A 24600-nucleotide genomic window follows, 5' to 3' on the forward strand; every position below is an offset into this window, starting at 1 on the left:
CACACCACACAACAAACAATATAAAACACGTTGTTTCTGGTTTAATGAGGTGAGCTAGCCCGCGCCGCCGCCCCCGGCCCGGCCCGCGGCCCGCCCCGGGCCGCATCGGCTCAGTGGCAGTGGCCGTCTCGCCCGAGCGTGCGCTCCGGCGTCACGCCGGGACGGGTCCACTGCGGCGTCGGCCGGCCGGTCTCGCCCCACGTCGGGTTGCCGTGCACGTCCGTCCGCCAGAACCAGCCGGCGTCGCGTCCCTCCGGCCATCCCTCCGGCTTGTCCTCCCACCTCTCGCCACGGCCGTACGGCGTGATGTCGAGCAACGCGAGCGACCCGTTGACCCGTTCGGTGCCGCGTCCGGTCGACCGGTAGGTCAGGAACACCCGGTCGCCGTCGCGCAGGAAGCACGCGAGGTGGCCCATGTCGCCGCCGATCGGTGCGGGCACGTCCCGCACCGAGTACCAGGGCTGGGTGTAGCCCATGAACTCGACGAACGGGGCCACCTCGGCCCACGCGCCGACGGTCAGGATCGCGAACGAGACACCGCGGGCGTGCAGGTAGGCCGCGTTCGTGAGGTGCCACGGCACGTGGGTGCAGCCCTCGCACTGGCCCTGGTGCGGCGCCCCGTCCCACCACATGTGCTGGTAGACCACGAGCTCGTCGCGGCCCTCGAACAGGTCGATGAACGGCACGGGTCCGTCGGCCCCGACGACCTCGGCCTTCGCGTCGACCTCGACCATCGGCAACCGCCGGCGGGCCGCGGCGATGGCGTCCCCCTCGCGCGTGTGGGCCTTCTCGCGAACCAGCAGCTCATCGCTGGCGGCCTGCCAGGTGTCGAAGTCGACGACGGGCGGGCGTGTCATGACGTCCTCCAAGCATGGTCGGTACCGCTTGCACGGACATGTCGAAGCCGCCTTCGCCGTTTCGACATCAGGGATGACCTCGCCACAACCGCCACGCCCGCGGGCTGGCCGGCGAGTGGTGGCTGTTCGCCTCCCCGAACCGCAGCCGCACCCGAGCCCCGCCGAGCCGTCCGCGTTCGAGGTGGATCGTGCCGCCGGTGGCCTCCGCGGCCGCCCTGGCGATGTCCAGCCCGAGCCCGGTCGACCCGCCGCCGCTGCTGCCCCGGTGCAACGCCGACGACGGGTCCGCGACGCCCGTGCCGCCGTCCTCGACCACCAGCGTCACCCAGCCCGCGTGCCGCACGACCGACACACCGACCGGTGCGGCGGCGGGGGTGTGCCGGAAGACGTTCTCCAGCAACGCGTCCACCACCGCGCCCAGCGCATCGGGCGCCAGCGGCACCCTGGCGGGCTCACCGACGTCCACTTCGAGCATCCGGCCCTGGTCGGCCGCGTGCGCGGACCAGAACGCCATCCGCGCCTCGACCACCGCGGCCACGTCGCACGTGCCGGCCGACTCGCGTTCCTCCGGTTGCAGGGCCTGGATGATCCGGTCCACGTCGTGGCCCAGAGTGCTGACCGCGCTGCGGATCCGATCGGCGACCGGCCCGGCCCCGATCGCGTCGGCGTCCAGCCTCAGCGCGGCCAGCGGCGTGCGCAGCCGGTGCGAGACGTCCGCGATCATCTCCCGCTCCTTGGCCAGCAGCTGCGCGGTGCGCTCCGAGGCCTCGTCGATCGACGCGGCCAGCGCCTCCAGCTCCTTCGGCCCGCGCAACCGCACCCGCCGCCCCGCCGACGACGCGAGCACCCGCAGCGCGTCGAGCACCGGGGTGAAAGGCCTGTGTCCCAACCAGACCGCTGCCGCGAGCGCCACCGCGGAGATCCCCAGGACGCCGGACATCGCGCCGAACGGGAACGGCACGACGGCCGGTCTGATCGACACCACCGCCCCGCCGACGGACGCGACCGGCGTCCCACCACCGACGCCGAGCCTCGTGCCGTCCGCCAGCACCACGGACAACCGTCCCGCGGCACCGGCGGACGTCCGCGCGATCGTGCCGCGGACGTCGTCGGCGTTCGAGGACACCGCGAGCACCGCGGCGACCGCGGCGGCGTCGCGCTGATCAGCCGCCTCCGCCACGGCGGCGGCCCGCGTGAACACCAGAAACCCGGCCGTGATCAGGAAAACGACCGTCACCAGGCCCGCCGCGATCAGCAGGGCGCGGGTGATGACGGATCTCATTCTGGCGCCGCCAGCTTGAACCCGACGCCGCGGACGGTGTGCAGATAACGGGGATGCGCCGCCGTTTCGCCGAGCTTGCGCCGCAACCACGAGGCGTGCACGTCGATCGTCTTGTCGTCACCGACGTACGGATGCCCCCACACGGCCTGGATGAGCTCCCGCCGCGAGATCACCCGCCCCGGCCGTTGCGCCAGATACGCGAGCAGGTCGAACTCCCGCCTGCTCAACGCGAGCACGCGATCACCGAGCGTGGCGGTCCGCTGGGCGAGGTCGACGGAAAGCTCGCCCAGCACCACGACCTCCGAAGGCGGAGCCGAAGAACCACCCGTTCGCCGCATCAGGGCGTTGATCCGCGCGGCCAGGTGCTCGGACGAGAACGGCTTCACGATGTAGTCGTCCGCACCGGCGTTCAACGTGCTCACGACCGAGTTCTCGGCACCGCGGGCGGTGGCCACGATGACCGGCACGTTGCTCACCCCGCGCAGCATCCGCAGGGCCGCGACACCGTCCAGGTCCGGCAGCCCGAGGTCGAGAATCACCAGGTCCAGCTCGTTCGTCCCGGCCTCGCGCAACGCCGCGACCGCGGTGCCGACGGCCTGCACGACGTGCCCGAGGTCGGTCAGCGCGTGCACGAGCGCCGCCTGGACCACCGGGTCGTCCTCGACCACCAGCACCTTCGACATACACGCAGCGTAAGCAGCGAAGCGATCGATTGGGAGAGAAGTCACAACCTTATCTAGATCGTGTTTCGTCCTTAAATCTCCCTTAGGGCACGCGGCCCTACGGTCTGCAGTCACACCGAACCAGGGAGTTCACGTGGCAGAAGTCGTTCTGACGGGCCTGGGCAAGGCCTACGGTGACGGCACCCGTGCGGTCACCGACCTCAACCTCGAGATCCGCGACGGCGAGTTCCTGGTGCTCGTCGGCCCGTCGGGCTGCGGCAAGACGACGGCGCTGCGGATGATCGCCGGGCTGGAGCAGATCACCGAGGGCACCATCCGCATCGGCGAGCAGGTCGTGAACGACGTGCCCTCCCGTGACCGCGACGTGGCGATGGTGTTCCAGTCGTACGCGCTCTACCCGCACCTGAACGTGTACGACAACATCGCTTTCGGCCTGACGTTGCGCAAGCTCGCCAAGTCCGAGATCGACCACCGGGTCCGCGAGGTCGCCGAGGTCCTCGAACTGACCGAGCACCTGGACCGCAAGCCCCGCAACCTCTCCGGCGGGCAACGGCAGCGCGTCGCCATGGGCAGGGCGATCGTGCGCGCCCCGCAGGCGTTCCTGATGGACGAGCCGCTGTCCAATCTGGACGCCAAGCTGCGGGTGCAGATGCGGGCGCAGATCGCCCGCATCCAGCGGGAGATCGGCGTGACGACGGTCTACGTGACGCACGACCAGACCGAGGCCATGACGCTCGGCGACCGCGTGGCGGTGATGCGGCGCGGTGTGCTGCAACAGGTCGGGCCGCCGCAGGAGCTCTACGACCGTCCGGTGAACCTGTTCGTCGCCGGGTTCATCGGCTCGCCGGGCATGAACCTGGTGTCCGCGAAGCTCGACCAGGACGCCGAAGGGCGGTTCTGGGTCTCGCTCGACTCCGACGCCCTGCTGCTGCCGGAGTCCGTGCTGCGGCAGCGGCCCGCGTTGCGGCAGTACGTCGGCCGCGACGTCGTGGTCGGCATCCGGCCGGAGGACATGGAGGACACCGCCCTGGCCGACGCGCGCGAAGGCCAAATTCTGCACTCCGTCGCCGACCTGGTCGAGGCCATGGGCTCGGACGTCCTCGTGCACTTCCCGGTCGACGTGCCGCCCGTGGTCACCGACGACACCCGCGAACTGGCGCGGGACGCCGGAACCGACGACCTGCCCAAGGCCGGCGGCAAGGGGACCGTCCTGGTCGGACGGTTCAGCCCGCGCACCCGCATCTACGAAGGACAACCCGTCGCCGCCTGGGTGGACACGTCCCGGCTGCACTTCTTCGACCCGGCCACCGGGTCCTCGATCTGGAAGTAGAAGAGGAGCTTCGATGAGGAAGCAGTGGATCGCCTTGCTCGCGCTCACCGCCGCGGCGTGCTCGGGAGGTGCCGCGGTGTCCGGCTCCGGGGACCTCAAGGGCCAGTCGGCCGAGATCGTCGGCCCGTGGACCGGTGACGAGCAGAAGAACTTCGAGAAGGTGCTGGAGGCCTTCAAGTCCAAGACCGGCGCCGAGGTCAAGTACACCCCCGCCGGGGACGAGCTGCCGACGGTGCTGCAGACGAGAATCTCCGGTGGCACACCACCGAACGTCGCACTGGTCGCCCAGCCCGGTCTCGTGGCGCAGTTCGCCAAGGCCGGTTCGCTCAAGCCGGTGAACGCCGACGTCGAGAAGGCCGTCACCGAGCACAACGCGGCGGTGTGGAAGAAGTTCGGCAGCGTCGACGGCAAGCTCTACGGCTTCACCTTCAAGACCGCCAACAAGTCCGCGTTCTGGTACAGCGACAAGGCCTTCCAGCAGGTCGGCGCGACACCTCCGGCCACGTGGGACGACCTGGTGAAGACCAGCAAGGCGATCTCCGAGACCGGACTGGCCGCGGTGGCGGTCGGCGGCGCGGACGGCTGGACGCTCACCGACTGGTTCGAGAACGTCTACCTGCGCACCGCGGGCCCGGACAACTACGACAGGCTTTCGAAGCACGAGATCCCGTGGACGGATCCGACCGTGCGCAAGGCGTTGGAGGAACTGGCGAAGCTCTGGGGCGACCCGACGCTGATCGCGAGCGGTGCGCTGCAGACCGAGTTCCCGAAGTCCGTGATCAACGTCTTCGGTGAGCCGCCCACGGCGGCGATGGTGTTCGAGGCGGACTTCGTGGCGGGCGTGATCAGCGCCAACACCAAGGCCAAGGTCGGTCAGGACGCCAAGTTCTTCCCGTTCCCGTCGGTCGCGGGCAGCAAGGACGCCGTGGTCGCCGGTGGGGACATGGCGGTGCAGTTCAAGGACGACGAGGTGACCACCGAGCTGATGAAGTTCCTCGCCTCGCCGGAGTCCGGGGAGATCTGGGCGGGACTCGGCGGGTTCCTGTCGCCCAACAAGGACATCAAGGAGTCGGCGTACCCCGACGACGTGACGCAGGACCTCGCGAAGCGCATCGTGGCCGCGGGCGACAACGTCCGGTTCGACATGTCCGACCTGGCGCCGGCCGCGTTCGGCGGCACGAAGGGCGCGGGGGAGTGGAAGGACCTGCAGGACTTCCTCGCCGATCCCAGGAACGTCGACGGGATCATGCAGCGCCTGGAGGCCAACGCCGCCAAGGCCTACGGCAAATGAGGGTTCGGATGAACGTGGACGCCGCGCCGGGGCGCTCGCCCCGGCAGGCGATCCCGTTCCTGCTGCCCGCGCTGGTCGTGCTCGCCGCGCTCGTGCTGTACCCGTTGGTGTTCTCGCTGATCCGCAGCTTCTTCGACGCCTCGGGCGACCAGTTCGTCGGTCTGCGCAACTACGTCGACACGTTCACCGACCCGCGGACGCGGACCGCGTTCCGCAACAACGTGATCTGGGTGGTGGTCGCACCGGCGGCCGTCACCGGCATCGGCCTGATCCTCGCCGTGCTGACCGAACGGATCAGGTGGGCGACGGCGTTCCGGTTGGTGCTGTTCATGCCGATGGCGATCTCGCTGTTCGCCTCCGGCATCATCTTCCGGCTCGTCTACGAGGAAGCACCGAACCAGGGCGTGGTCAACGCGGTGCTGGTCGGCGTGCACGACGTGTTCAGCCCGTCGTCGAACTACCCCGGCGCACGACCGCGAGATGGTTACACCGCAACGGAAGCGGGCTTCACGGCCAACGCACCGGCACGGGCGGGTGACACGATCATGGTGCCGCTGGTGGGTTTCAACCCGCAGCAGGTGCCCGCGCAGGCGCTCCCGGCGTCCACACCGCAGCCAGGACAAGGCGAACTGCGCGGCGTGGTGTGGCTCGACGTGTCGGTCGGCGGCAAGGCCGGCAAGATCGACCCGACCGAGCGCGGACTGCCCGGCGTCGCGGTGGAGGCCGTGCGGGACGGGCAGGTCGTGGCGCGCACCACCACGGGCGACGACGGCAGGTTCACGTTCCCCGACCTGGCGCGGGGTGAGGTCGAGGTGCGCCTGCCGTCGTCCAGCTTCACGCTGCCGTTCCGCGGCCTGACCTGGCTCGGCTCGTCGCTGATCACACCGGTGATCATCTCGTCCTGGATCTGGATCATGACCGGGTTCGCGATCACGTTCATCGCCGCCGGCCTGTCCGCGATCCCCCGCGACGCGCTGGAAGCGGCCCGCGTCGACGGCGCGACGGAGTGGCAGGTGTTCCGCCGCGTCACGATCCCGCTGCTGTCCCCGGTGCTGCTGGTGGTCTTCGTGACCTTGGTGATCAACGTGCTGAAGATCTTCGAGCTGGTCTTCGTCATCGCGCCGGGCTCGGTCCAGTCCGAGGCGAACGTGCTGGCGCTGCAGATGTGGCAGGTCTCCTTCGGCACGGGCGGCGACCAGGGCGCGGGCAGTGCCCTCGCGGTGATCCTCTTCCTGCTGGTCGCCCCGGCGATGCTGTTCAACATCCGCAGATTCCGACGGGAGCGGTCGTGACCCTGGTAGCCGACGAGGTCCGCATCGAGGTGCCGGTGTCCGGCGCGCCGCGGCGAGGGGTGCTGTCGCGGCTCGCCTCCCGGCTCGGCAACGGTTTCGTGCAGCTGGTGCTCGCGCTGGTCGCGCTGTTCTGGCTGGTTCCGGTGTTCGGCCTGCTGATCGCGTCGTTGCGCGACGAGTCGGCCAACACCGCGAGCGGCTGGTGGACGGTCTTCACCAAGCCCACCGAGCTCACGCTGGCCAACTACGCCGAGCTCGTGGCGAACCGGACGGTGTGGCAGTCGTTCCTCAACACCTTCTACATCGCCGTGCCCGCGACGGTCCTGGTCGTCGTGATGGCGGCGCTGGCGTCCTACGCGCTGTCGTGGATCGAGTTCCCCGGCCGCGAGGGCCTGACGGTGCTCGTGGTCGGGCTGCTGGTGATGCCGATCCAGGTCGCGCTGATCCCGGTGGCGAAGCTGTTCGGCGCCATCGGGCTGTTCGGCACCATCACCGGCGTCGTGCTGTTCCACGTCGCGTTCGGCCTGCCGTTCGCCATCTTCCTGCTGCGCAACTTCTTCACCGGCATCCCGCGCGACCTGATCGAGGCCGCGCGCATGGACGGCGCCACCGAGTGGGTCATCTTCAAGCGCGTCGTGCTCCCGGTCGCGAAGCCGGCCATCGCGTCGCTGACGATCTTCCAGTTCCTCTGGGTGTGGAACGACCTGCTGGTGGCGCTGGTGTTCGCGGACCAGGACTCGGCGCCGATCACCGTGGCGCTGCGGGCGCAGCTGCGGCAGTTCGGCACCAACATCGACACGCTGGCGACCGGCGCGTTCCTGTCGATGATCGTGCCGCTGGCGGTGTTCCTGGTGTTCCAGAAGTACTTCGTGCAGGGCGTGCTGGCGGGCTCGACGAAGTGAGGACCGCGGATCGGGGGTGTGAGGACCGGTTGCCGCCCCCGTCGCGGCAACCGGTCCTCTGGTGGAAGCGGCCGGACCCCCTCTCCCCGTGAGCCGTTCCGGCCGCTCACCGGCACTGATTGTTTAGGCCGAACGGCGGTGGCGACAGCGACAACCCGCACAATCCACCGATACAGTTGGTGGAGGAGGGGAGCGTGGACGGGTCGTTCGGTGCGCTGTTGCGCCACCACCGCCTGGCGGCGGCGCTGACGCAGGAAGCCCTTGCCGAGCAGGCGGGGATAAGTGCTCAGGCCATCGGCGCACTGGAGCGCGGCACCCGCCGGTATCCCCACCGCGAGACCCTCTCCAGGCTGGCCAGGGCGTTGCGCCTCGCCGAGGACGAGCACACCGAGCTGATCACCGCCGCGTCGCGGCCGTCGGTGCCGAGAGCCGAGCCCCGATCGGCCGAGCACACCGCGGCCGCCCAGTTGCCGGCCGCGGTCCAGGGGTTCACGGGTCGCGAGGACGTCCTGCTCGCGATGGACGAACTTCTCGCGCACGAATCCGACGCGGTGGTGGTGTCCGCCATCGCCGGTATGGCGGGCATCGGCAAGACGACGCTCGCCGTGCATTGGGCCCACCGCGCGCGTTCGCGCTTCCCGGACGGTCAGCTGTTCCTCAACCTGCGCGGCCACGGCGGTGGTGCGCCGGTGACCCCGCTCGAAGCGCTGACCCACCTGCTGACCGGTCTCGGGCTGGAACGCGCCGAGGTGCCCGCCGACGTCGAGTCCGCCGCGGCGGCCTACCGGACGCTGCTGGCGGATCGGCGCGTCCTGGTGCTGCTCGACGACGTGGTGGACGCCCGCCAGGTCCGGCCGCTGCTGCCCGGATCGCCGGGGTGTCTCGTCCTCGTCACCAGCAGGTACCGGCTCGACGGCCTGGTCGCGCGGGACGGGGCGCGACGGATCCAGGTCGAGCAGCTGAGCCGGGACGCGGCACGGGACCTGCTCGTGCACGTGCTGGGGGAGCAGCGAGTCGCCGCCGAGCCCGAGGCCGTCACCGATCTCGTGGCGTTGTGCGCGGGGCTGCCGCTGGCGTTGCGCATCGCCGCGGCCCACCTGCTCGGTGGCCGGTCGGTGGCCGGTTACGTGGCCGCTCTGCGATCGGGTGACCGGCTCGCCTCGCTGGCGGTTCCCGGTGATCCCGACACCGCGGTGGGCGCCGCGTTCGACCTGTCGTACGGCGCGCTGGAACCGCAATCGCGCCGGGTGTTCGGGTTGATGGGGCGCATGCCGGGGCGGGACCTGACGGCCGACGCCGTCGCCGCGCTGACCGGGTTGGACGCGGCGGAGACCGACCGGTGCCTGCAGGTGCTCACCGCGGCACATCTCGTGGACGAGCACCAGCCCGGCCGCTACACGTTCCACGACCTGCTTCGCCTGCACGCCGCGCAACGGGCCGGCGCCGAGGGAGAGGCCGCGGCCGAACGGCTGTGGGGTCACTTCGCACTGACCCTGCTGAACGCCGGCGAACGGGTGGATCCTCGTACGTACCGGCACGTGCTGGCCGAGGACTACCGCCACACGACGTTCAACGACGACATCATCGCGAACACGTGGATGGACGCCGAGACCGAGAACCTCGTGGCCACGACGCACGCCGCGGCGGCCGCCGGCCGCGCCCGCCTGGCGGTGCAGTTGTTGATCGGGCTGCACCCCCAGTTCGAGCGCAACCGCATGGAATCGGTGTGGCTGGAGACCGGTGCGGCGGTGCTGGACGCCGCCCGACGCAGCGGTGACCTGCTCGCCGAGGCCCACGCGTTGAGGATCATCGGGGACGCCTGCTGGTGCGCCTGCGACTACGAGCAGTCGCTGGCACATCTGCGAAAAGCGCTCGACGTGGCGGAACAGCTGGGACACGACGAGTTCTACCGCGTGGTGCTCTGCGCACTCGGCAGGACGTCCATCTCGATGGGACGGCCGAGGGACTGCAGGGACTACTACCGGCGGGCACGGGAGCTGTGGCAGCGGGACGGGCGGCCGGCCGCCGGTTCCCTCGTCCTCGGAGACGCGTGCTGGGAGCTGGGCGAGCTGGTCCAGGCCTACGCGTTGCACGTCGAGGCGATCGACGAGGCGAGGAAGACGGGCGTCCGCTTCGGCGTTCTGCTCGGGGAAACGCACGCGGGACGGTCGTGCCAGGCACTCGGCCGCCTGGAGCGGGCGATCGAACACTACGAAGCAGGCCTCGCGTTGTGCCGGGAGTTCGCCGAACCGGCGGAGGAAGCCGGCAACCTGGCGAACCTCTCCGGCGCCTACCGCGACCTGGAGAAGTACGACCTCGCTCTGGACACGGCACGGGAGGCGCTGGAGATCGCCACCCGCCTCGGCATGCGGCGCACGCAGATCAGCGCGTGGCACGTGCTCGGCAGCACCCACCTGCTGCTGGGGTACGACGACGAGGCCGCGAAGGAGCTGCGGACCGGGCTGGAGCTGGCCGTCGCCACGTCCCACCTGCGAGGCCGGTGTGACGCCCTCATCTCCCTGGCGGCACTGCACCTGCGGCACTCGGAGCCGGATTCCGCCCACGCGCTGGCTTCGGAGGCGCTGGCCATCAGCCGCGGCACCGGGCACCGGCTGATCGAAGGGGAGAGCCTTCGCGTGCTCGCCGAGGTGGACCTGGCGCGGCGCCGTCCCGGTGACGCTCGCCGCCGCGCGGAAGAAGCCGGTGTGCTGCACGCGAAGTCCGGCTACCGGCTCGGCGCGGAACGGGTCGAGGACCTCCTGCGCCGGCTCGCCCTCCACTAGTGGCGTCGACCCACCACCCCGGCGGTCAGGGTTTGGTGGCTTCCAGGGCGTCGCTCAGCGGCGTCCCTCCGTTCAGCAGCTCGACCACCTCCTGCTCCCTGTTCTTGATCGCCAGCGCCGCGTCGAGGAGCGCGTCGGCGCGGCCGGGGTCGAGCACGACGAGGCCCTCGTCGTCGGCCAGCACCAGATCTCCCGGGTTGACGACGACGCCTCCGCACGTCACCGGCACCTGCAGCTCACCGGGCTGCACCGCGGTGCCGGCACGGGGCGTGACGAACCGGCTGTAGACGGGCAGCGCGCAGGTCGCGACGTAGGACATGTCGCGGTAGCCGCCGTCCACCACGATGCCGCCGAGGGACCGCGCCTGCGCCGCCCGTGCGAACAGCTCGCCGCCGAGCGCGGTCTCGCGGCCGCCGCCGTCCACGACGATCACGTCGCCCGGTTCGGCCGCTTCGACGGCTCGCAGCACGGCCAGGAAGTCCTCGCGGCACCGGACCGTGAACGCCCTGCCGAGGATCCGGGTCGCGGCGGAACGGGGGCGGATCGCGCTGTGCACGACCCGGACGGTCCGGTCGGCGTCGCAGATCGCGGTCGTGTCGACGCGGCGGAAGCGGTCGAGGAGTTCCTGGTTCACCGGCGTTCTCCCGTCCGTGCCAGCAGGTGCGCCATCGGCCGGGCCCCGACGCCGTGCAGCACCACGCTACCCAGCACGCAGATCACCGTGATCACGAGGATCGTGTTGGCGGCGTCGCCTTCCGGCAGCTTGTTGAACGCGAGCAGCCCGAACACGATCGTGGTGGTGCCGCGTGGTCCCAGCGCCCCGACGAGCACGCGTTCGCGGCCCGTGAGCCGTGATCCGGCGAAGGCGAGGAGGACCGGTACCAGCCGGACGGCGGTGAGGACCGCGGCGCAGAACAGCACCACCTGCCACGAGATGCCCAGGTCGAACGTCAGCACGGTCGTGATGCCGACGACGAACCACATGGTCATCATCAGCACGCCGGTGACGTCCTCCAGCAGGCGCAGGTCCGAGTGCAGCGCGTCGGCCTGGAACTCCGTGCGGTCGCTGCGACCCGCGCGGACCCTGGCGGCCTTGAGCAACCGGTGCACGTAGCGGAAGACGATGCCGCACACGAACGAGGCGACGAAGCCGTTGCCGTCGATCGCGACCGTAGCGGTGTAGGTGAGCAACGGCGCGAGCAGCACCACGATGCGCCCGGACTGGCCGGTGACCCAGCCCGCCTGGTGGGCGCGGTCCATCAGCCAGCCGAGCAGGCCGCCGATCACGACCCCGGCGACGAGGGCCTTGACGGCGAACGGCAGCACCGTCGCGAGCGCCTCCAGCGGGGTGCGCTGCTCGGTCTGGCTGCCCGCCAGGATCAGGGCGAACAGGAACAGCGGGGACACGATGCCGTCGTTGTAGCCGCTCTCCACGTTGAGCGTGCTGCGGACGCGCACGGACAGCGCCGGATCGCGGACGACGCGTTCCGCCGGGGCGAAGTCGGTCGGCACGGTGACGCACGCGATCAGCAGCAGGACCGCCCACGGCAGGCTGGGGAACAGCAGCCAGCCGAGCACCGCGGCCAGGGCCAGGCTCAGCGGCATCGCGATGAGCAGCACCCTCGCCACCAGGCCGGGGTAGGCGCCCCACAGCCGGCCCGCGCGCACCTCGGTCGCGTCGACGAACAGCAGCACCGCGAGGATGATCTCGGCGGCGAGCTGCGCGGTCGAGGTGTTCAGGCCCTCGGCGATGGAGCTCGCGTTCAGCAGCCCGACCGCGGCGCCCGCCAGCACCATCAGGACCGGCGCGCCGAGGTTCCACCGGTCCAGCCGGTCGGCCGCCAGTGAACGCACGACCATGGCGAACGCGGCGGCGAGCAGCAACGTGTTCATGCGCTCATCTTCGCTGACGCGTCCTAAGAGGACTGATCCAGGGTCGCCATCCCACGAACTGGCGGGAAGCGCAAGTCACCCATCGTCTCGATCGTGAAGACGTTCGCCGTCGCCGGGGTGGCCGGGCGGGTCCGTACCCCTTCACATGAGGAAACCAGTTCTGGTCATCGCGGCGCTGGTCGTCACCGCCGCCGCGGCCTTCGCCGTCGTCAGGTTCTCCGGTGGCCCCGAGGCGAGGGCGGGGGAGTGCCTCGTGGGCACCTCGGACGTCGTGACCACCGGCTGCGCCGCCGACAACGCGCGGTTCAAGGTCGGCAAGGTGCTCACCGACTCGAACGCGAGCTGTCCCGCGGGCGACGACGACTACGTGCAGGTCGCGCCCAAGTCCGGCGGCAAGCTCTGCCTGCTGCCCAACCTCGTCGAGGGCGCCTGCTACCAGCCCGCCGACAACGACGACGGCTGGGGCAAGGCCGCGTGCACCGGTGACGAGACCGTCAAGGTCAACAAGGTGCTCGCGGCCGCGGGCGGCGACGCCGAGTGCCCCGACGCGGGCGACGACCTGATCTCGATCGTTTACCCCGAACCGCCCACCACGTACTGCCTTTCGCCGGTGCGGAAGGCGCCGGCCTAAACCAGGTGGTGATCACGTACGTACACCCGGACATGAGCGCATCTCACGCCCTGACGTCACCGCGGGTCGTGGGGCTGGGCCGGGAGGTGGCGCTGCTCGCGTTCGTCGGTGCCGTCACCTGGATGGCGACGCAGTACGTGACGGTGGAGTGGGGGCCCGCCCCGTGCGAGAACGTCGTGGTCGGGTTGCTGGTCGCGGGCGCCGCGATGGTGCCGGCCGTGCTCCGGCGCCGGTTCCCCGCGGTGGCGGTGCTCGCGGCGGCGACGCTCTTCGGGTGGTACCCGGCGACCGGCATCGCGCTGGCGATCGCCTCCTACAGCGTGGCCGCGCGGGTGCGGGCCGAGCGCCCCAGGGCCGTCGTCCTGACCGCGGCGGCGGTGCTGCCGATGGTGATCGGGCTGGTCGGGTCCGGGTACCAGTGGCAGGTGGTGATCATCGAGTTCGGCATCGCCGCGCTCGTCACCGTGGCCGGTCCGGTCGTGGTGCAGACCCTTCTCGCGCAACGGGAGCAGCTGATCAGCGCGTTGCGGGAGCAGTCGCGCTACGCCGGGTCGACGGCACGGCTGCAGGAACGCTCGCGCATCGCGCAGGAGATGCACGACCTGCTCGGCCACCGTCTGAGCCTCATCTCGCTGTACGCGGGCAGCCTCGAAATGGACGCCCCGCAGCACGTGAGCGAACCGGCGCGGCTGATCAGGACGACCGTGCGCACCGCGATGGACGAGCTCAGGTCGACCCTCGGCATCCTGCGCCAGCCCGAGCCCGCGGCCACGCAGCCGACGGACCACACCGGCACGCGGGCGGACATCTTCCAGCTGGTGCACCAGGCCCGGGCCGGTGGTGTGCGGGTGGCGTTGAACTGGAGCGGCGATGATCTGTCCGAAGTGGCCAGGCCGGTCCGGCAGGCCGTGCACCGGATCGTGCGCGAAGGCCTCACGAACGTGTGCCGGCACGCGCCGGGTTCGCACGCCGAAGTGCTGGTGGAGCACGGGAACGATCGGGTCCGCGTCGGGGTGTTCGACGACGGGCGTGCCGTGGCGGCGGTGCCGGGCACCGGGCTCGGCCTCGCCGGTGTGCAGGAACGGGTCCGGCTGCTCGGCGGCACCTTCGCCGCCGGACCCGTGGCAGGACGCGGGTTCCGTGTCACGGCCGAGCTCTCGCTCGCCCCGGTCGCGCCCGCCGTGGAGACCCCGGCGGAGGGGCCGGAGGACACCTTCTCCCGCGCGGGCATGTCGGCCGTGCTGGCGACCGGGCTGATCGGCGCGGTCGCAATCCTCGTGGTCACCTTCAACACGGTGATGTTCGACGCGGACGAGGTGCGGCTGCCGTTCGAGACGCTCCCGCTCGGCAGCACCCGCGACGAGGTCGCCCAGAAGATCGGCACGGGCAGCCCGATCGCCCGCATCGCCTCGCGCGGCGTCGAACCGTTGCCGCCCAACAAGTCGGACTGCTCGTACACCTACTACGAACAACAGGACGGGACAGCCATGGTCGAGCGCTACTGCTTCCGCAGGGATCTACTCGTCGAGAAGACCCGTTTCGCCCTGCCGGGAGCGTGACCCGTGATCAAGGTGATGCTGGTCGACGACGAACAGCTGCTGCGCGCGGGCGTCCGGCTGGTGCTGCGGCACGCCGACGACATCGAGGTGACCGCGGAGGCGGGTGACGGTGCCGAGGCCGTGCGGCTGGCGTGCACCCAACCGGTCGACGTCGCCCTCGTGGACATCCGCATGCCGGGCACCGACGGGCTGACGGCCGCCGAGCAGCTCGCCGTGCGGGCACCGGCGGTCAAGGTGGTCATGCTGACGACGTTCGGGGAACAGGAGTACATCACGCGGGCGCTGCGGGCCGGCGCCGCCGGGTTCCTGTTGAAGGACAGCGGTCCGCAGGAGCTGATCCACGCGGTGCGGGCGGCGGCGCACGGTGGCGCCATCCTGTCGCCGCGCATCACCAAGGACCTCATCGCCACGCACGTCATGGCGGCCGACAACCGTTCCGTGAAAGCACAACGGCTGGTCGACGGGTTGAACGAACGCGAACGCGACGTGCTCGTCATGGTCGGCGTCGGCGCGTCGAACGCCGAGGCCGCCCGGATGCTGTACATGGGGGAGGGCACCGTCAAGACCTATGTCAGCAGGATTCTGGCCAAGCTGGGCTGTGCCAACCGAGTGCAGGCGGCGATCATCGCCCACGACGCCGGACTGCTGCCGGCCGGGTGAGCCCGCTTCCGTTGGCACACGGGAAGAGGAGCCCGGGACCGCCGCTCCCGGGCTCCGCTGCCGCCGACTCGGTCAGGCGCACTTGCGGGCCGCCGCGGCGGCCTGGGTGTTGCGCTGGTCCGCTGTCTTGCGGCCCTGCGCGGCGCGGTTCGCGAGCGCGGCCGCCTGCTGCTTCGCCCGGTTCGCCTGGGCGGCGGCCTGCTGAGCCTGCTGCTGGGCCTGGACGGCCTTGCTCCTGTCCGCCTGCTGCCCGGTCTGCTGCGCCTTCTTCGCCGCCGCATCGGCGGCCTGCTTGGCCTGGTTCGCCCGCTGCTGCGCACGTAGCGCCGCCTGCTGGGCCCGTTTGGCCGTGTTCGCCGCCAGCTTGGCCGCCCGTTGTGCCCGCGCGGCCTGGTTCTTGGCGTTGGTCGCGGCCTGGCGCTGCTGCGCGTTGCACGTGTTGCTCGCACTCGTGGTGGGTGGCGCCGCGACCGCCGTCCCCGAGAACCCGACGACACCGAACCCCACCGTCGCCGCCAGCACCACCGCCAGCACGCCCCGCTTCACCTCGTACTCGGTCATTCTCCGCTTCCCTTCCGCCGCGGCCCGCTCGTCGGGCGGTGCCGTCTGATGTGGACTACGCGGCTTCCGTCGTCGCCCGTTCACCGCTTCCGCACGCTCGAAACGATCGGGCACCGGCATGGGCCGACCGGCTCGCAGACCGAGACGATCGGCAACTTGTCGTTGCGGCACAACGAGATTCACTGTTCATTCAGTTGCGGACTTCACGAGAGGGCACCACCACATGGGCAAGCACAAGGACGACAACCGCAGGGCCAAAGCCGTCGCGGCCGCCGTCGGTCTCGTGGCGGTGACGATCACCGCCACGACCTTCACCGCGAGCCAGGCCGCGCAGGACGAGCGGCCGACCACGGCCCAGGCCACCGCGATGTTGCGGCAGAAGGCGTCCACCCCCGGCACGGCGTGGGCGGTGGACCCGGACACGAACAAGGTGATCGTGACGGCTGACAGCACGGTCACCGGAGCGCGGTGGGACAACCTGGTGTCCACAGTGGACGCCATGGGCGACCGCGCGACCCTGCGGCGCACCGAGGGCGCCTTCCACGTGTTCGCCGAGGGCGGTGACGCCATCTTCGCGGGCAGGAGCCGGTGCTCACTGGGCTTCAACGTGGTCACCGACGACGGCCGCCCGGCCTTCCTCACCGCGGGCCACTGCACCTTGGCGGGACGCCAGTTCGCCCTGTCCGCCAACGGCCGCCCGGCCGCGACCGTCACCGACTCGACGTTCCCTGGTGACGCCGACTTCGCCCTGCTGACCTACAACAACCGCAACACCAAGGCGCCCAGCGAGGTCGACACCGGCAACGGCGGCAAGGTCCAGATCCGCCGCGCCGCCCAGGCCCGCGTCGGTGGTCAGGTGCAACGCATGGGCAGCACGACCGGCCTGCACTCCGGCCGCGTCACGGCGCTCAACGCCACCGTGAACTACCCGGAAGGCACCGTCACCGGTCTCATCCAGACCACCGTGTGCGCGGAGGGCGGCGACAGCGGCGGCCCGTTGTTCACCCGCAACGGCGACGCGATCGGTCTCACCTCCGGCGGCAGCGGTGACTGCAAGTCGGGCGGTGTGACCTTCTTCCAGCCCGTCACCGCGGCGCTCGAACGGACGGGGGCGAGCATCGGCAAGTGACCGCGTTCGTCCCTCCGCGACCGGTCGGCGTCAGTAGAGTCCGGCCGGGCGCGGGGGACGATCGAGAGGTGGCCCGTGGTGTTCGACGACGATGTCCGGGGCTCGCACCCGGAGGACTTCCAGCTGCTGCACAACGGGCACGTGCACCTGTTCCGGCACCCTTGGGCGTTGTCCCGCCTCGTGACCGACCTCGCCGCGCTCGGGTACGAGATCGTCGAGGTGGACGTGGCGGCGTGCGCCGACGCCGACGGGCTGCGCGCCGCGGTGATCGCGGCGGTCGCCGAGTGGCCGGACGGCTACGGGCACGGCAGCTGGCCGGGCTTCCGCGACGGGCTGACCGACCACCTGCTCACGGCCGGGCGCCCGCTCGTGGTGCTGGTCCTGAAAGGACTCGACGGCGTCCGGCGTGCGGACGAGGAGTCCGTGCGGATCCTGCTGGACCTGGTGGCCTCGATCGGCCGCTGGCACCTGCTGTTCGGCCGGCGGCTGATCTGCCTCGTCGAAACCGGCGACGTCGAGCTCGACACCGGTCCGCTGGGCGGCGAGCCGGCCGGCTGGAGCCGGCACGAGTTCCTGCTCGTTCACCGCACGGGCGAACGGCTTCCGCCGTGGATCACGTCTTGAGGGTGCAGGCCAGGCCGTTGAGGCTGAAGGCGCGCGGGTCGGCGTTGGTGTTGCCGCTGGAGCCGGTGAAGCCCATCAGCAGTGACTCGCCGGGCGCGATGACCTGGTTGTACGACACGGCGGTGGCCTGCACGTCGCCGCCGGACTGCTTGGGCGTCGCGTTCCACATCTCGTTGATCCGCTGACCGCTGGCGAACCTCCACTGCAGCGTCCAGCCGTTGACCTCGGTGTTGCCGGTGTTGTAGATCGTGACGTCGGTGCGGAAACCGCCGGGCCAGACGTCGGTGACGTGGTAGGTCACCGCGCAGCCGGGCACGGGCTTCGGCTTGGGGGCGGCCGACGTGGTGGCCGTGGCCGGTGGCGGCGTGGCGCTGGTGCTCGGCTTCACGCACGGCGGGCCCCAGCGGCCGAGGCGCTTGGCCGAGGCGGTGGCCTCCGCCTCCTTGAGCGCGAGGTCGTCGGCGGACTCGTTGCGCGTCATGCCGAGCTCGACGGCGATCACCGCGTAGTCGGTGCTGTCGGCGAGGCGCAGGGAGCCGGAGGCGGTGGGCTCGACCGGTTTGTCGAGCAGCATGGTCGTCGCGAACGTCGTGGACGCCTCCGACCAGCAGGCGTCGGGGGCGGCGAGACCGCTGATCTTGAATTCGGTGCCGTCGGAGAGCTGGACCGTGCGCACGTCCACCACCCGTTGGACGGTCACCTGCGTCGTCGCCTTCTTCGACGGCTGTTCGATGAGCGAGGGAAAGTGCAACGGCGGGGTCGTCGACGTGGGCGGCGCCTCCTCCGCGTGGCCAGCTCCGCACGCTCCGACCAGCGGAATCGCGGCAGCCACCAGCCATCTGGCAGGTCTTCTTCTCATTTCTTTCCCCCGGCGGCAAGGAGTTGCCCGGCGAACGCCCCACAGCGGGTTCGACCGAACGGCTGATCTTGTCCGGGCAGGCTACGACTCATCGGCCGAATGCGGAAGAACCTTCGCATAAATCGATACCCGAGAGCATTCGACGCCATTCGATTCGAATTCTGTCGAACGTGCCGGAGAAATCGTTATCAGCGAGCGGACGTGCTGCCCCGGTCGGTGAGGCGCGGCTGGAGGAGCCGGATCTCGGGCGGCTGCTCCTGGACGAGCCGGGCCATCACCATCTCGACGGCGATCGCGCCCAGTTCGTCCGCGGGCACGGAGATCGAGGTGAGCGGGACGGCCTGGTTCTCGGCGACGTCGTCGGGGCCGAGCGTGATCACGGACAGGTCGTCCGGCACGCGCAGCGACCGGCGGCGCAGTTCGAGCAGCAGCGCGCCGAGGGCGGCCTCGTTGTGCACGGCCAGGCCGGTGATGCCGCGGTCGGGACGCAGCACGTCGTCCAGGCAGGCCGCCACCGCCTCGTAACCGGGGTCGCACGGGTGCACCGACGCGGACAGCCCCCGCTTGGCGGCCTCGCTCTCGAACCCGGTGAGCAACCGCTGGGCGTAGCTGGTGCCGCGCTGGTAGACGACGGGGGCCGAGCCGATCAGGACGATGCGGCGGTGACCGAGGTCGGCCAGGTGGGCGGCCATCTGCCTGCCCGCGGTGGCGAAGTCGAGGTCGACGCAGCTCAGGCCTTCGTGGTCGTCGGGCATGCCCAGCAGCACCACGGGCGCGTCGACGGAACGCAGTTCGGGCACGCGGGGATCGTTGCTCTCCACGTCCATCACGATGACCGCGTCGGTCATGGACCTGGCGGTCACCCGGTGCGCCTCGCCGGGACCGGCCTCCTTGGTCAGCAGCAGGACGTCGTAGTCGTGCTCACGGGCCGACGCCGCGATCGACGAGACGAACTGCATGAGCACCGGCAGGTGGTGGTCGGACCGCAACGGCACGACCAGGCCGAGCACCTGCGACCGGTTCGACGCGAGCGCCCGCGCGCCCGCGTTCGGGTGGTAGCCGAGAGCGGCGATGCTGCGCTCCACCCGGCGCTTGGTCTCCTCGGAGATGGTCCGCTTTCCGCTGAGCACATAGGACACCGTGCTCATCGAGACACCGGCGTGACGGGCGACCTCCTTGATCGTGATCATGCCCGCTCCTCGGATCGCCTTGCTCAGCCGCGATCATCGTAATGCGGTGCGGGCGAAACCCGGCACGATCTGCCCGACGAGCTTCCACAGTGGAGTCACGCCCCGCGCGGTTCCATCGGCTATGAATTCAACCGCCGCAGCCGGAGATACCCGCGGACGGCCAACCCGATCAGCCACGCGAGCGGCACCCACGCGTACCTGACGATCTCGTTGTCGACGAACGCGACCGGAATGGAGATCACGAACGCGGACACCGGGACCAGGATTCCGCGCGCCATCCGCCCCGGCCATTCGGGATCGGCGTCCGCGTGCACCACCCCGTGCTTGCGGACCAGCCACAGCAGTGCCAGCAGGCTCAGGCCGACGGCGGTCACGGCCAGCGCGTAGAACACGGTGCCGAACGTCGACTCGCCGCGCTCGCCGAGCACCCGCGTGGCGAACGGCAGCGTCACGACGGTGAACAGGAACACCGTGTTCGCCCTGACCAGACCCGGTGCGATCGCCGTGACGTGCTGGAAGAAGCGGTGGTGCGAGTGCCAGAACATCGCGATCACCACGAAGCCGAGGACGAACGTCAGGTACTGCCGCGGCAGGAGGTGCAGGAACGACTGCCACAGCTCCCGGTCGCTGTCCCCTTCCGGGACCGGTAGTTCCAGCGCGAGCAGCGTCATCGCGATCGCGATGACGGCGTCGGAGAAGAACGTCAGCCGTTCCAGGGCCGAATCGGTCTCGCGGTTCGGCGCGACGGCGTCGGTCACGTGGGTCACGGTTGATCATTATGCCTCCGGGCACCGGGATGGTGACCCGGTTCGCTCACGTTCCCGCCGGCACGACCCGGCCGCACCGCGCGAGCCAGGTGCCGACGTGCAGCCATTCGCGGCCCCGGCGGTTGGTCACCAGCACGGTCGGCCGCAGGCAGCGCGGGCAGGGCTGCGGTGGTGAGTCGATGGTCATGGCGTGCTTCCTCGGGAGGTTGGAGTGCGGGGGACGGTCCGACCGCAGAGGCGCGCTGCGGCGAGCAGACCGTCACCCCGCCCGCCCGGTGCGCGTCGGTGCCCGGAGGGGGAATCGGACACCGGCATCGGGGAGTCACCGGGCACGCTGAGGGAGGCCGTCGGGGCACAGGCCGCCCCCGAGCGAGATCAGGCGGCAGGGGCGACGACGCGGTGGCCGGGCAGCATCAGGCCGCCGTCGTCGAACAGCACGATCCCGTTGCACAGCAGGTACCAGCCCTGTTCGGGGTGGGAGACGGTGATCTCGGCCCACTGGCCGCGCGGGTCCTCCGCGGCGGGGCAGTGCGGTTCGTGCTGGCACATGGCTGGCGCTCCTGGTGGATCCGGCGGCCGGCTTTCGCGCCGGCCTTCGTGTTCCGGGTCACATGAGAAGAGCGTGCTCGCCGCGCCGCGCGGACACATCGGGAGAACTGCGTAGACGCCTACGGATTCGAGAGTGTCCGAACCGTTGCGTGTCTCTCACTGCGAGGTGGGGGCCGGACCGTTACGGTGCGTGTGTGGGCGCCGTCGTCCGGAGGAGAACCTCGGGTCTCCCTCTGGAGTTGAGCAGCTTCGTCGGCCGTCGGAAAGAGGTCGACGAGGTGAAGCGCCTCCTCTCGTCGTCACGCTTGGTCACATTGACCGGACCGGGCGGAGTCGGCAAGACCCGGCTGGCCCTGGAGGTGAGCCGCGTCGTGCACCGGGCCTTCCCGGACGGCGTGGTCCTGGTCGAGCTGGACCAGCTGCGCGACGCGGAGCTCGTGGCGAACGCCGTGGCGCTGGCGGTGGGCATGCGCGAGGCCGGCCGCACGTCGCTGGAGATGCTGATCGACTACCTGGCCGCACGCCGGTTGCTGCTGGTGCTCGACAACTCCGAGCACCTGGTCGACGCCGTCGCCGAGCTGTCCCACGCGTTGCTGCAGACCTGTCCCGAGCTGAGGGTCCTCGCGACGAGCCGGGAGTGCCTGGGCATCGCGGGCGAGGTGGTCATGCCGGTGCCACCGCTCACCCTGCCCGATGTGCGGGGGCCGCGCGCGGAGCGGGACCTGAGCAGCTCCGAGGCGGTGACGCTGTTCGTGGAACGGGCGGCGTCGGTGCGACTCGGCTTCACCGTGAACGCGGCCAACGGGGACGTGGTCGCCGAGATCTGCCAACGCCTGGACGGCCTGCCGCTCGCGATCGAGCTGGCGGCGGCACGGGTGCGCGCGTTGTCGGAGAAGGACATCCTCGACCGGCTGGTGGACCAGCCGGCGATGCTGACCGCGGGACGGCGCAGGCTGCCCGCCCGGCAGCAGACCCTGCGCTCGTGCATCGAGTGGAGCCACGGCCTGTGCTCCGAGAAGGAGAAGCTGCTCTGGGCGCGGTTGTCGGTGTTCCCCGGAGGGTTCGAGCTCGACACCGCGGAGGCCGTGTGCATCGGCTCCGGCCTCGCCGCGGAGGACGTGCTGAGCACCGTGGCCTCGTTGCTGGACAAGTCGATCCTGGTCGCCGAGCAGCACGGCGACGTGATGCGCTACCGGATGCTGGAGACGATCCGCGAGTTCGGCGTGGAGCAGCTCAAGGAGACCGGCGAGCACGACCGGCTGCTGCGGGCGCACCGCGACTTCCACCTCGGCCTGGTCGACCAGGCCAACGCCGACTGGGTGAGCTCCCGGCAGGTGGACTGGTTCGCCCGGCTGGACCGCGAACACGCCAACGTGCAGGCGGCCGTGGACTACTGCCTGCGGCGACCGGGGGAGCTGGACGCCGCGTTCCAGCTGCTGTCGGGGCTGTTCCACTTCTACTGGTGGGGCCGCGGGTGGGCCAGGGAGGGCCGGCTGTGGCTGGCGCGGGCGCTCGACCGGCCGAGCCCGCCGTCCGCGTTGCGGGCCATGGCCCTGCTCACCGACGGCAGCCTGGCGTCCGCGGACGGCCAGTTCGACGACAGCCTGCGGCGCCTGGCCGATGCCAGGGCCGACGCCGGGATCCTGGCCGACCCGAGCATCGCGGCCTTCGCCGACTGGGTCGAGGGCAGCGTCGACCTGTACAGCGGTGACCTGCCGGCCGCGATCGCGGTGTTCGAGCGGGGCCTCGCGACGCTGCCACCCGGCGTCGACGTGCCGCGCCGCCTCGACCTGATGCTGAGCTATTCCAGCGCGGTGGGACTCGTCGGTGACGTGGCCCGCGCGACCGCCTGCCACGAGGAGTGGCTGCGGCTCACCGAACCCGCGGGTGAGCGCTTCCACCGCTCGTACGCGTTGTGGAGCATGGGGTTGTTCGCGATGGCGCAGGGCGCGCACGACCGGGCCGCCGAGCTGTACCGCGAGAGCATCCGGCTGCGCCGCGACATCCGCGACCTCACCGGCATCGGCTGGTCGACCGAGTCGTTGTCCTGGGTCGAGTCCGCGCTGGGGCACGCGGCGCAGGCGGCCGCGCTGCTCGGCGCGGCGGACCGGATCTGGGAGATCATGGGCCGGCCGCTGCGCACCTACCAGCACCTCTACCCCTACCACGAGGAAACCGAGCGGGTGGGCCGGGAACGGCTGGGGGACAAGGGGTTCGAGGAGGCGTTCGGGCGCGGCCGGGCGATGGACGTCGACGAGGCGATCGCGTTCTCGCTGAACGAGCAACCGCCCGCCGCCGCGCCGGTGGAGTCGCCGGCCGTGCTGACCAGGCGGGAGCGCGAGATCGCCGACCTGATCGCCGAAGGGCTGACCAGCCGGGAGATCGCGGAGCGGCTGGTGATCTCGGTGCGGACGGCGGAGACGCACACCGAGCACATCCTCGCCAAGCTCGGGTTCAGATCGAGGGTCCAGGTCGCGACCTGGGTGTCGCAGCAGCGTTCGTGAGCGGTCCTCGTGTGAGCGTTAACAGCATTTGTCTCAAATGGACATGCTCTTGACGTGCAGTCGGCGAATTGGCCAGTGTTAACGCTAACGCAACGACGCGCACACCTGACAGGAGTACCTGATGCAGGTCACGTTACGACGGCTCATCGTCTCCGCTGCCGCCGTGCTCACCGCCACGCTGTCCGCCGCCGCACCGGCGGTCGCGGAGTCCAACGGCGGCACGCGGATCATGCCGCTGGGCGACTCGATCACCGACGGCACGCAGGTGCCGGGCGGCTACCGCATCGGTCTGTGGCAACGGCTCACAGCCGCGAACTACCGGGTCGACTTCGTCGGCTCGCAGTTCAACGGCCCCAGCTCGCTGGGCGACCACGACCACGAGGGTCATCCCGGCTGGCGGATCGACCAGATCGACGCGAACATCGTCAGCTGGCTCGGCAGCACCAACCCCCGCACGGTGTTGCTGCACATCGGCACCAACGACGTGCTGCAGAACCACGACGTGTCGAACGCGCCCGCACGTCTGTCCGCGCTGGTCGACCGCATCACCGCGACCGTGCCGAACGCCGACGTGTTCGTCGCGACGATCATCCCGATCACCAACGAGGGCCAGGAGTCCCTCGGCCGCGCGTTCAACGCCACGATTCCCGGAATGGTGCAGAGCAAGGTGAACGCGGGCAAGCGCGTGCACCTGGTCGACATGCACTCCGCGCTCACCACCGCCGACCTGATCGACGGCGTCCACCCGACCGCGACCGGCTACGACAAGATGGCCGCGACCTGGTACGCCGCACTGCGTTCGGTGCCCGGCAGCATCGGTGACCCGGTGAGCAGCCGGCAGATCGTCGGCGTGCCGTCCGGCCGGTGCACCGACGTTCCCGGCGCGACGACGACCAACGGCACGCAGCTCCAGCTCTGGGACTGCCACGGCGGCACCAACCAGCAGTGGACCTACACCTCCGGCAAGCAGTTCGTGGTCTACGGCAGCAAGTGCCTGGACGCCTCCGGCGGCGGTACCGCCAACGGCACCAAGGTGGTGATCTGGGACTGCACCGGCGGCGCGAACCAGCAGTGGAACGTCAACGCCAACGGCACGATCACCAGCGCCCAGTCCGGCCTGTGCCTCGACGCCAGCGGCGCCGGCACCGCCAACGGCACCCAGCTGATCCTCTGGTCGTGCGGCGGCCAGTCGAACCAGCAGTGGCGCTCCTGACCTGACCTGGCTGAAGGCCGGGGAAGCCCTGGCGCACAAGG

The 24600-nt window shown here is 70.7% G+C and carries 23 protein-coding genes; 12 read left to right on the forward strand and 11 right to left on the reverse strand.

What is annotated here, in order from left to right:
* Positions 1–110 precede the first annotated feature (110 nt).
* The 3 genes from ACWEIJ_RS40715 to ACWEIJ_RS40725 form a co-directional block, all read right to left on the reverse strand.
* Complete coding sequence (locus ACWEIJ_RS40715) at positions 111–857, reverse strand: DUF899 family protein (protein WP_449842634.1); 747 nt, start codon at positions 855–857, stop codon at positions 111–113.
* Between the two features lie 67 nt (positions 858–924).
* Positions 925–2139, reverse strand: coding sequence for a sensor histidine kinase (locus ACWEIJ_RS40720; RefSeq protein ID WP_449842635.1), 1215 nt, complete (start codon positions 2137–2139; stop codon positions 925–927).
* A complete protein-coding gene (locus tag ACWEIJ_RS40725; RefSeq protein WP_449842636.1) occupies positions 2136–2822 on the reverse strand; it encodes a response regulator transcription factor in 687 nt (228 codons plus the stop codon). Before ACWEIJ_RS40725 ends, ACWEIJ_RS40720 begins: the two co-directional genes overlap by 4 nt.
* A 133-nt stretch (positions 2823–2955) precedes the next feature.
* Here ACWEIJ_RS40725 and ACWEIJ_RS40730 point away from each other — a divergent pair, with 133 nt between their 5' ends.
* The 5 genes from ACWEIJ_RS40730 (at position 2956) to ACWEIJ_RS40750 (ending at position 10420) form a co-directional block, all read left to right on the forward strand.
* Positions 2956–4152 carry an ABC transporter ATP-binding protein gene (locus ACWEIJ_RS40730; RefSeq protein ID WP_449842637.1) on the forward strand — a complete coding sequence of 399 codons (1197 nt, stop codon included), beginning with the start codon at positions 2956–2958 and terminating at the stop codon, positions 4150–4152.
* Between the two features lie 13 nt (positions 4153–4165).
* Positions 4166–5443 carry an ABC transporter substrate-binding protein gene (locus ACWEIJ_RS40735; RefSeq protein WP_449842638.1) on the forward strand — a complete coding sequence of 426 codons (1278 nt, stop codon included), beginning with the start codon at positions 4166–4168 and terminating at the stop codon, positions 5441–5443.
* 8 nt (positions 5444–5451) lie between these two features.
* On the forward strand, positions 5452–6735 hold the full coding sequence (locus ACWEIJ_RS40740; protein WP_449842639.1) for an ABC transporter permease subunit: 1284 nt from the start codon (positions 5452–5454) through the stop codon (positions 6733–6735).
* Positions 6732–7637 (forward strand): carbohydrate ABC transporter permease, encoded by a 906-nt coding sequence (locus ACWEIJ_RS40745; protein WP_449842640.1) that lies wholly within the window; start codon positions 6732–6734, stop codon positions 7635–7637. The genes ACWEIJ_RS40740 and ACWEIJ_RS40745 overlap by 4 nt, the downstream gene beginning before the upstream one ends.
* Positions 7638–7831: 194 nt before the next feature.
* Positions 7832–10420 carry an ATP-binding protein gene (locus ACWEIJ_RS40750; RefSeq protein ID WP_449842641.1) on the forward strand — a complete coding sequence of 863 codons (2589 nt, stop codon included), beginning with the start codon at positions 7832–7834 and terminating at the stop codon, positions 10418–10420.
* A 25-nt stretch (positions 10421–10445) separates the two neighbouring features.
* On the opposite strand, the gene ACWEIJ_RS40755 is transcribed toward ACWEIJ_RS40750, so the two are convergent.
* Together ACWEIJ_RS40755 and ACWEIJ_RS40760 are read right to left on the reverse strand one after the other, a co-directional pair.
* A complete protein-coding gene (locus ACWEIJ_RS40755) occupies positions 10446–11054 on the reverse strand; it encodes an RraA family protein (RefSeq protein ID WP_449842642.1) in 609 nt (202 codons plus the stop codon).
* Positions 11051–12313, reverse strand: a complete 1263-nt coding sequence (locus ACWEIJ_RS40760) for a cation:proton antiporter (RefSeq protein ID WP_449842643.1) — start codon at positions 12311–12313, stop codon at positions 11051–11053. The genes ACWEIJ_RS40755 and ACWEIJ_RS40760 overlap by 4 nt, the downstream gene beginning before the upstream one ends.
* A gap of 145 nt (positions 12314–12458) precedes the next feature.
* Between ACWEIJ_RS40760 and ACWEIJ_RS40765 the strand changes: the two genes are divergently transcribed.
* The 3 genes from ACWEIJ_RS40765 to ACWEIJ_RS40775 are packed head-to-tail and all read left to right on the forward strand — an operon-like array spanning position 12459 to position 15163.
* Positions 12459–12944 carry an LppU/SCO3897 family protein gene (locus ACWEIJ_RS40765; RefSeq protein ID WP_449842644.1) on the forward strand — a complete coding sequence of 162 codons (486 nt, stop codon included), beginning with the start codon at positions 12459–12461 and terminating at the stop codon, positions 12942–12944.
* Positions 12945–12976: 32 nt separating this feature from the next.
* On the forward strand, positions 12977–14503 hold the full coding sequence (locus ACWEIJ_RS40770; protein WP_449842645.1) for a sensor histidine kinase: 1527 nt from the start codon (positions 12977–12979) through the stop codon (positions 14501–14503).
* A gap of 3 nt (positions 14504–14506) precedes the next feature.
* Entirely contained in the window at positions 14507–15163 is a 657-nt protein-coding gene (locus ACWEIJ_RS40775) for a response regulator transcription factor (protein WP_449842646.1), read from the forward strand.
* A gap of 72 nt (positions 15164–15235) precedes the next feature.
* Here ACWEIJ_RS40775 and ACWEIJ_RS40780 read toward each other — a convergent pair whose 3' ends face one another.
* Positions 15236–15724 (reverse strand): hypothetical protein, encoded by a 489-nt coding sequence (locus ACWEIJ_RS40780; RefSeq protein WP_449842647.1) that lies wholly within the window; start codon positions 15722–15724, stop codon positions 15236–15238.
* 223 nt (positions 15725–15947) lie between these two features.
* On the opposite strand from ACWEIJ_RS40780, the gene ACWEIJ_RS40785 reads away from it, so the two are divergent.
* Positions 15948–16853, forward strand: coding sequence for a S1 family peptidase (locus ACWEIJ_RS40785; RefSeq protein WP_449842648.1), 906 nt, complete (start codon positions 15948–15950; stop codon positions 16851–16853).
* Between the two features lie 78 nt (positions 16854–16931).
* Positions 16932–17477, forward strand: a complete 546-nt coding sequence (locus ACWEIJ_RS40790; protein WP_449842649.1) for a barstar family protein — start codon at positions 16932–16934, stop codon at positions 17475–17477.
* Here the strand turns inward: ACWEIJ_RS40790 and ACWEIJ_RS40795 are convergent.
* The 5 genes from ACWEIJ_RS40795 to ACWEIJ_RS40815 all read right to left on the reverse strand — a co-directional run bounded on the left by ACWEIJ_RS40795 (position 17467) and on the right by ACWEIJ_RS40815 (position 20842).
* Complete coding sequence (locus tag ACWEIJ_RS40795; protein ID WP_449842650.1) at positions 17467–18336, reverse strand: cellulose binding domain-containing protein; 870 nt, start codon at positions 18334–18336, stop codon at positions 17467–17469. The genes ACWEIJ_RS40790 and ACWEIJ_RS40795 overlap by 11 nt on opposite strands.
* 188 nt (positions 18337–18524) lie before the next feature.
* The gene (locus ACWEIJ_RS40800; protein ID WP_449842718.1) at positions 18525–19553 is read right to left on the reverse strand and encodes a LacI family DNA-binding transcriptional regulator; all 1029 of its coding nucleotides are present in this window, start codon (positions 19551–19553) and stop codon (positions 18525–18527) included.
* 92 nt (positions 19554–19645) lie between these two features.
* Positions 19646–20293: a TMEM175 family protein gene (locus ACWEIJ_RS40805; RefSeq protein WP_449842651.1), complete on the reverse strand. Its 648-nt coding sequence runs from the start codon at positions 20291–20293 to the stop codon at positions 19646–19648.
* Between the two features lie 46 nt (positions 20294–20339).
* The gene (locus ACWEIJ_RS40810; protein ID WP_449842652.1) at positions 20340–20480 is read right to left on the reverse strand and encodes a hypothetical protein; all 141 of its coding nucleotides are present in this window, start codon (positions 20478–20480) and stop codon (positions 20340–20342) included.
* A 188-nt stretch (positions 20481–20668) separates the two neighbouring features.
* Positions 20669–20842 (reverse strand): DUF5999 family protein, encoded by a 174-nt coding sequence (locus ACWEIJ_RS40815; protein ID WP_449842653.1) that lies wholly within the window; start codon positions 20840–20842, stop codon positions 20669–20671.
* A gap of 62 nt (positions 20843–20904) precedes the next feature.
* Here ACWEIJ_RS40815 and ACWEIJ_RS40820 point away from each other — a divergent pair, with 62 nt between their 5' ends.
* Positions 20905–23346, forward strand: coding sequence for an ATP-binding protein (locus ACWEIJ_RS40820; RefSeq protein ID WP_449842654.1), 2442 nt, complete (start codon positions 20905–20907; stop codon positions 23344–23346).
* Positions 23347–23467: 121 nt separating this feature from the next.
* On the forward strand, positions 23468–24559 hold the full coding sequence (locus ACWEIJ_RS40825) for an RICIN domain-containing protein (protein ID WP_449842655.1): 1092 nt from the start codon (positions 23468–23470) through the stop codon (positions 24557–24559).
* Positions 24560–24600: the final 41 nt, after the last annotated feature.

The sequence above is a fragment of the Lentzea sp. NPDC004789 genome (assembly GCF_053601075.1).

Coding starts and splice junctions, on each gene's coding strand:
- ACWEIJ_RS40725 (WP_449842636.1), bottom strand. CDS start 2,822: ATGTCGAAGGTGCTGGTGGTCGAGGACGACCCGGTGGTCCAGGCGGCG.
- ACWEIJ_RS40735 (WP_449842638.1), top strand. CDS start 4,166: ATGAGGAAGCAGTGGATCGCCTTGCTCGCGCTCACCGCCGCGGCGTGC.
- ACWEIJ_RS40715 (WP_449842634.1), bottom strand. CDS start 857: ATGACACGCCCGCCCGTCGTCGACTTCGACACCTGGCAGGCCGCCAGC.
- ACWEIJ_RS40720 (WP_449842635.1), bottom strand. CDS start 2,139: ATGAGATCCGTCATCACCCGCGCCCTGCTGATCGCGGCGGGCCTGGTG.
- ACWEIJ_RS40740 (WP_449842639.1), top strand. CDS start 5,452: ATGAACGTGGACGCCGCGCCGGGGCGCTCGCCCCGGCAGGCGATCCCG.
- ACWEIJ_RS40795 (WP_449842650.1), bottom strand. CDS start 18,336: ATGAGAAGAAGACCTGCCAGATGGCTGGTGGCTGCCGCGATTCCGCTG.
- ACWEIJ_RS40810 (WP_449842652.1), bottom strand. CDS start 20,480: ATGACCATCGACTCACCACCGCAGCCCTGCCCGCGCTGCCTGCGGCCG.
- ACWEIJ_RS40780 (WP_449842647.1), bottom strand. CDS start 15,724: ATGACCGAGTACGAGGTGAAGCGGGGCGTGCTGGCGGTGGTGCTGGCG.
- ACWEIJ_RS40760 (WP_449842643.1), bottom strand. CDS start 12,313: ATGAACACGTTGCTGCTCGCCGCCGCGTTCGCCATGGTCGTGCGTTCA.
- ACWEIJ_RS40825 (WP_449842655.1), top strand. CDS start 23,468: ATGCAGGTCACGTTACGACGGCTCATCGTCTCCGCTGCCGCCGTGCTC.
- ACWEIJ_RS40765 (WP_449842644.1), top strand. CDS start 12,459: ATGAGGAAACCAGTTCTGGTCATCGCGGCGCTGGTCGTCACCGCCGCC.
- ACWEIJ_RS40815 (WP_449842653.1), bottom strand. CDS start 20,842: ATGTGCCAGCACGAACCGCACTGCCCCGCCGCGGAGGACCCGCGCGGC.
- ACWEIJ_RS40820 (WP_449842654.1), top strand. CDS start 20,905: ATGAGAAGAGCGTGCTCGCCGCGCCGCGCGGACACATCGGGAGAACTG.
- ACWEIJ_RS40770 (WP_449842645.1), top strand. CDS start 12,977: ATGAGCGCATCTCACGCCCTGACGTCACCGCGGGTCGTGGGGCTGGGC.
- ACWEIJ_RS40785 (WP_449842648.1), top strand. CDS start 15,948: ATGGGCAAGCACAAGGACGACAACCGCAGGGCCAAAGCCGTCGCGGCC.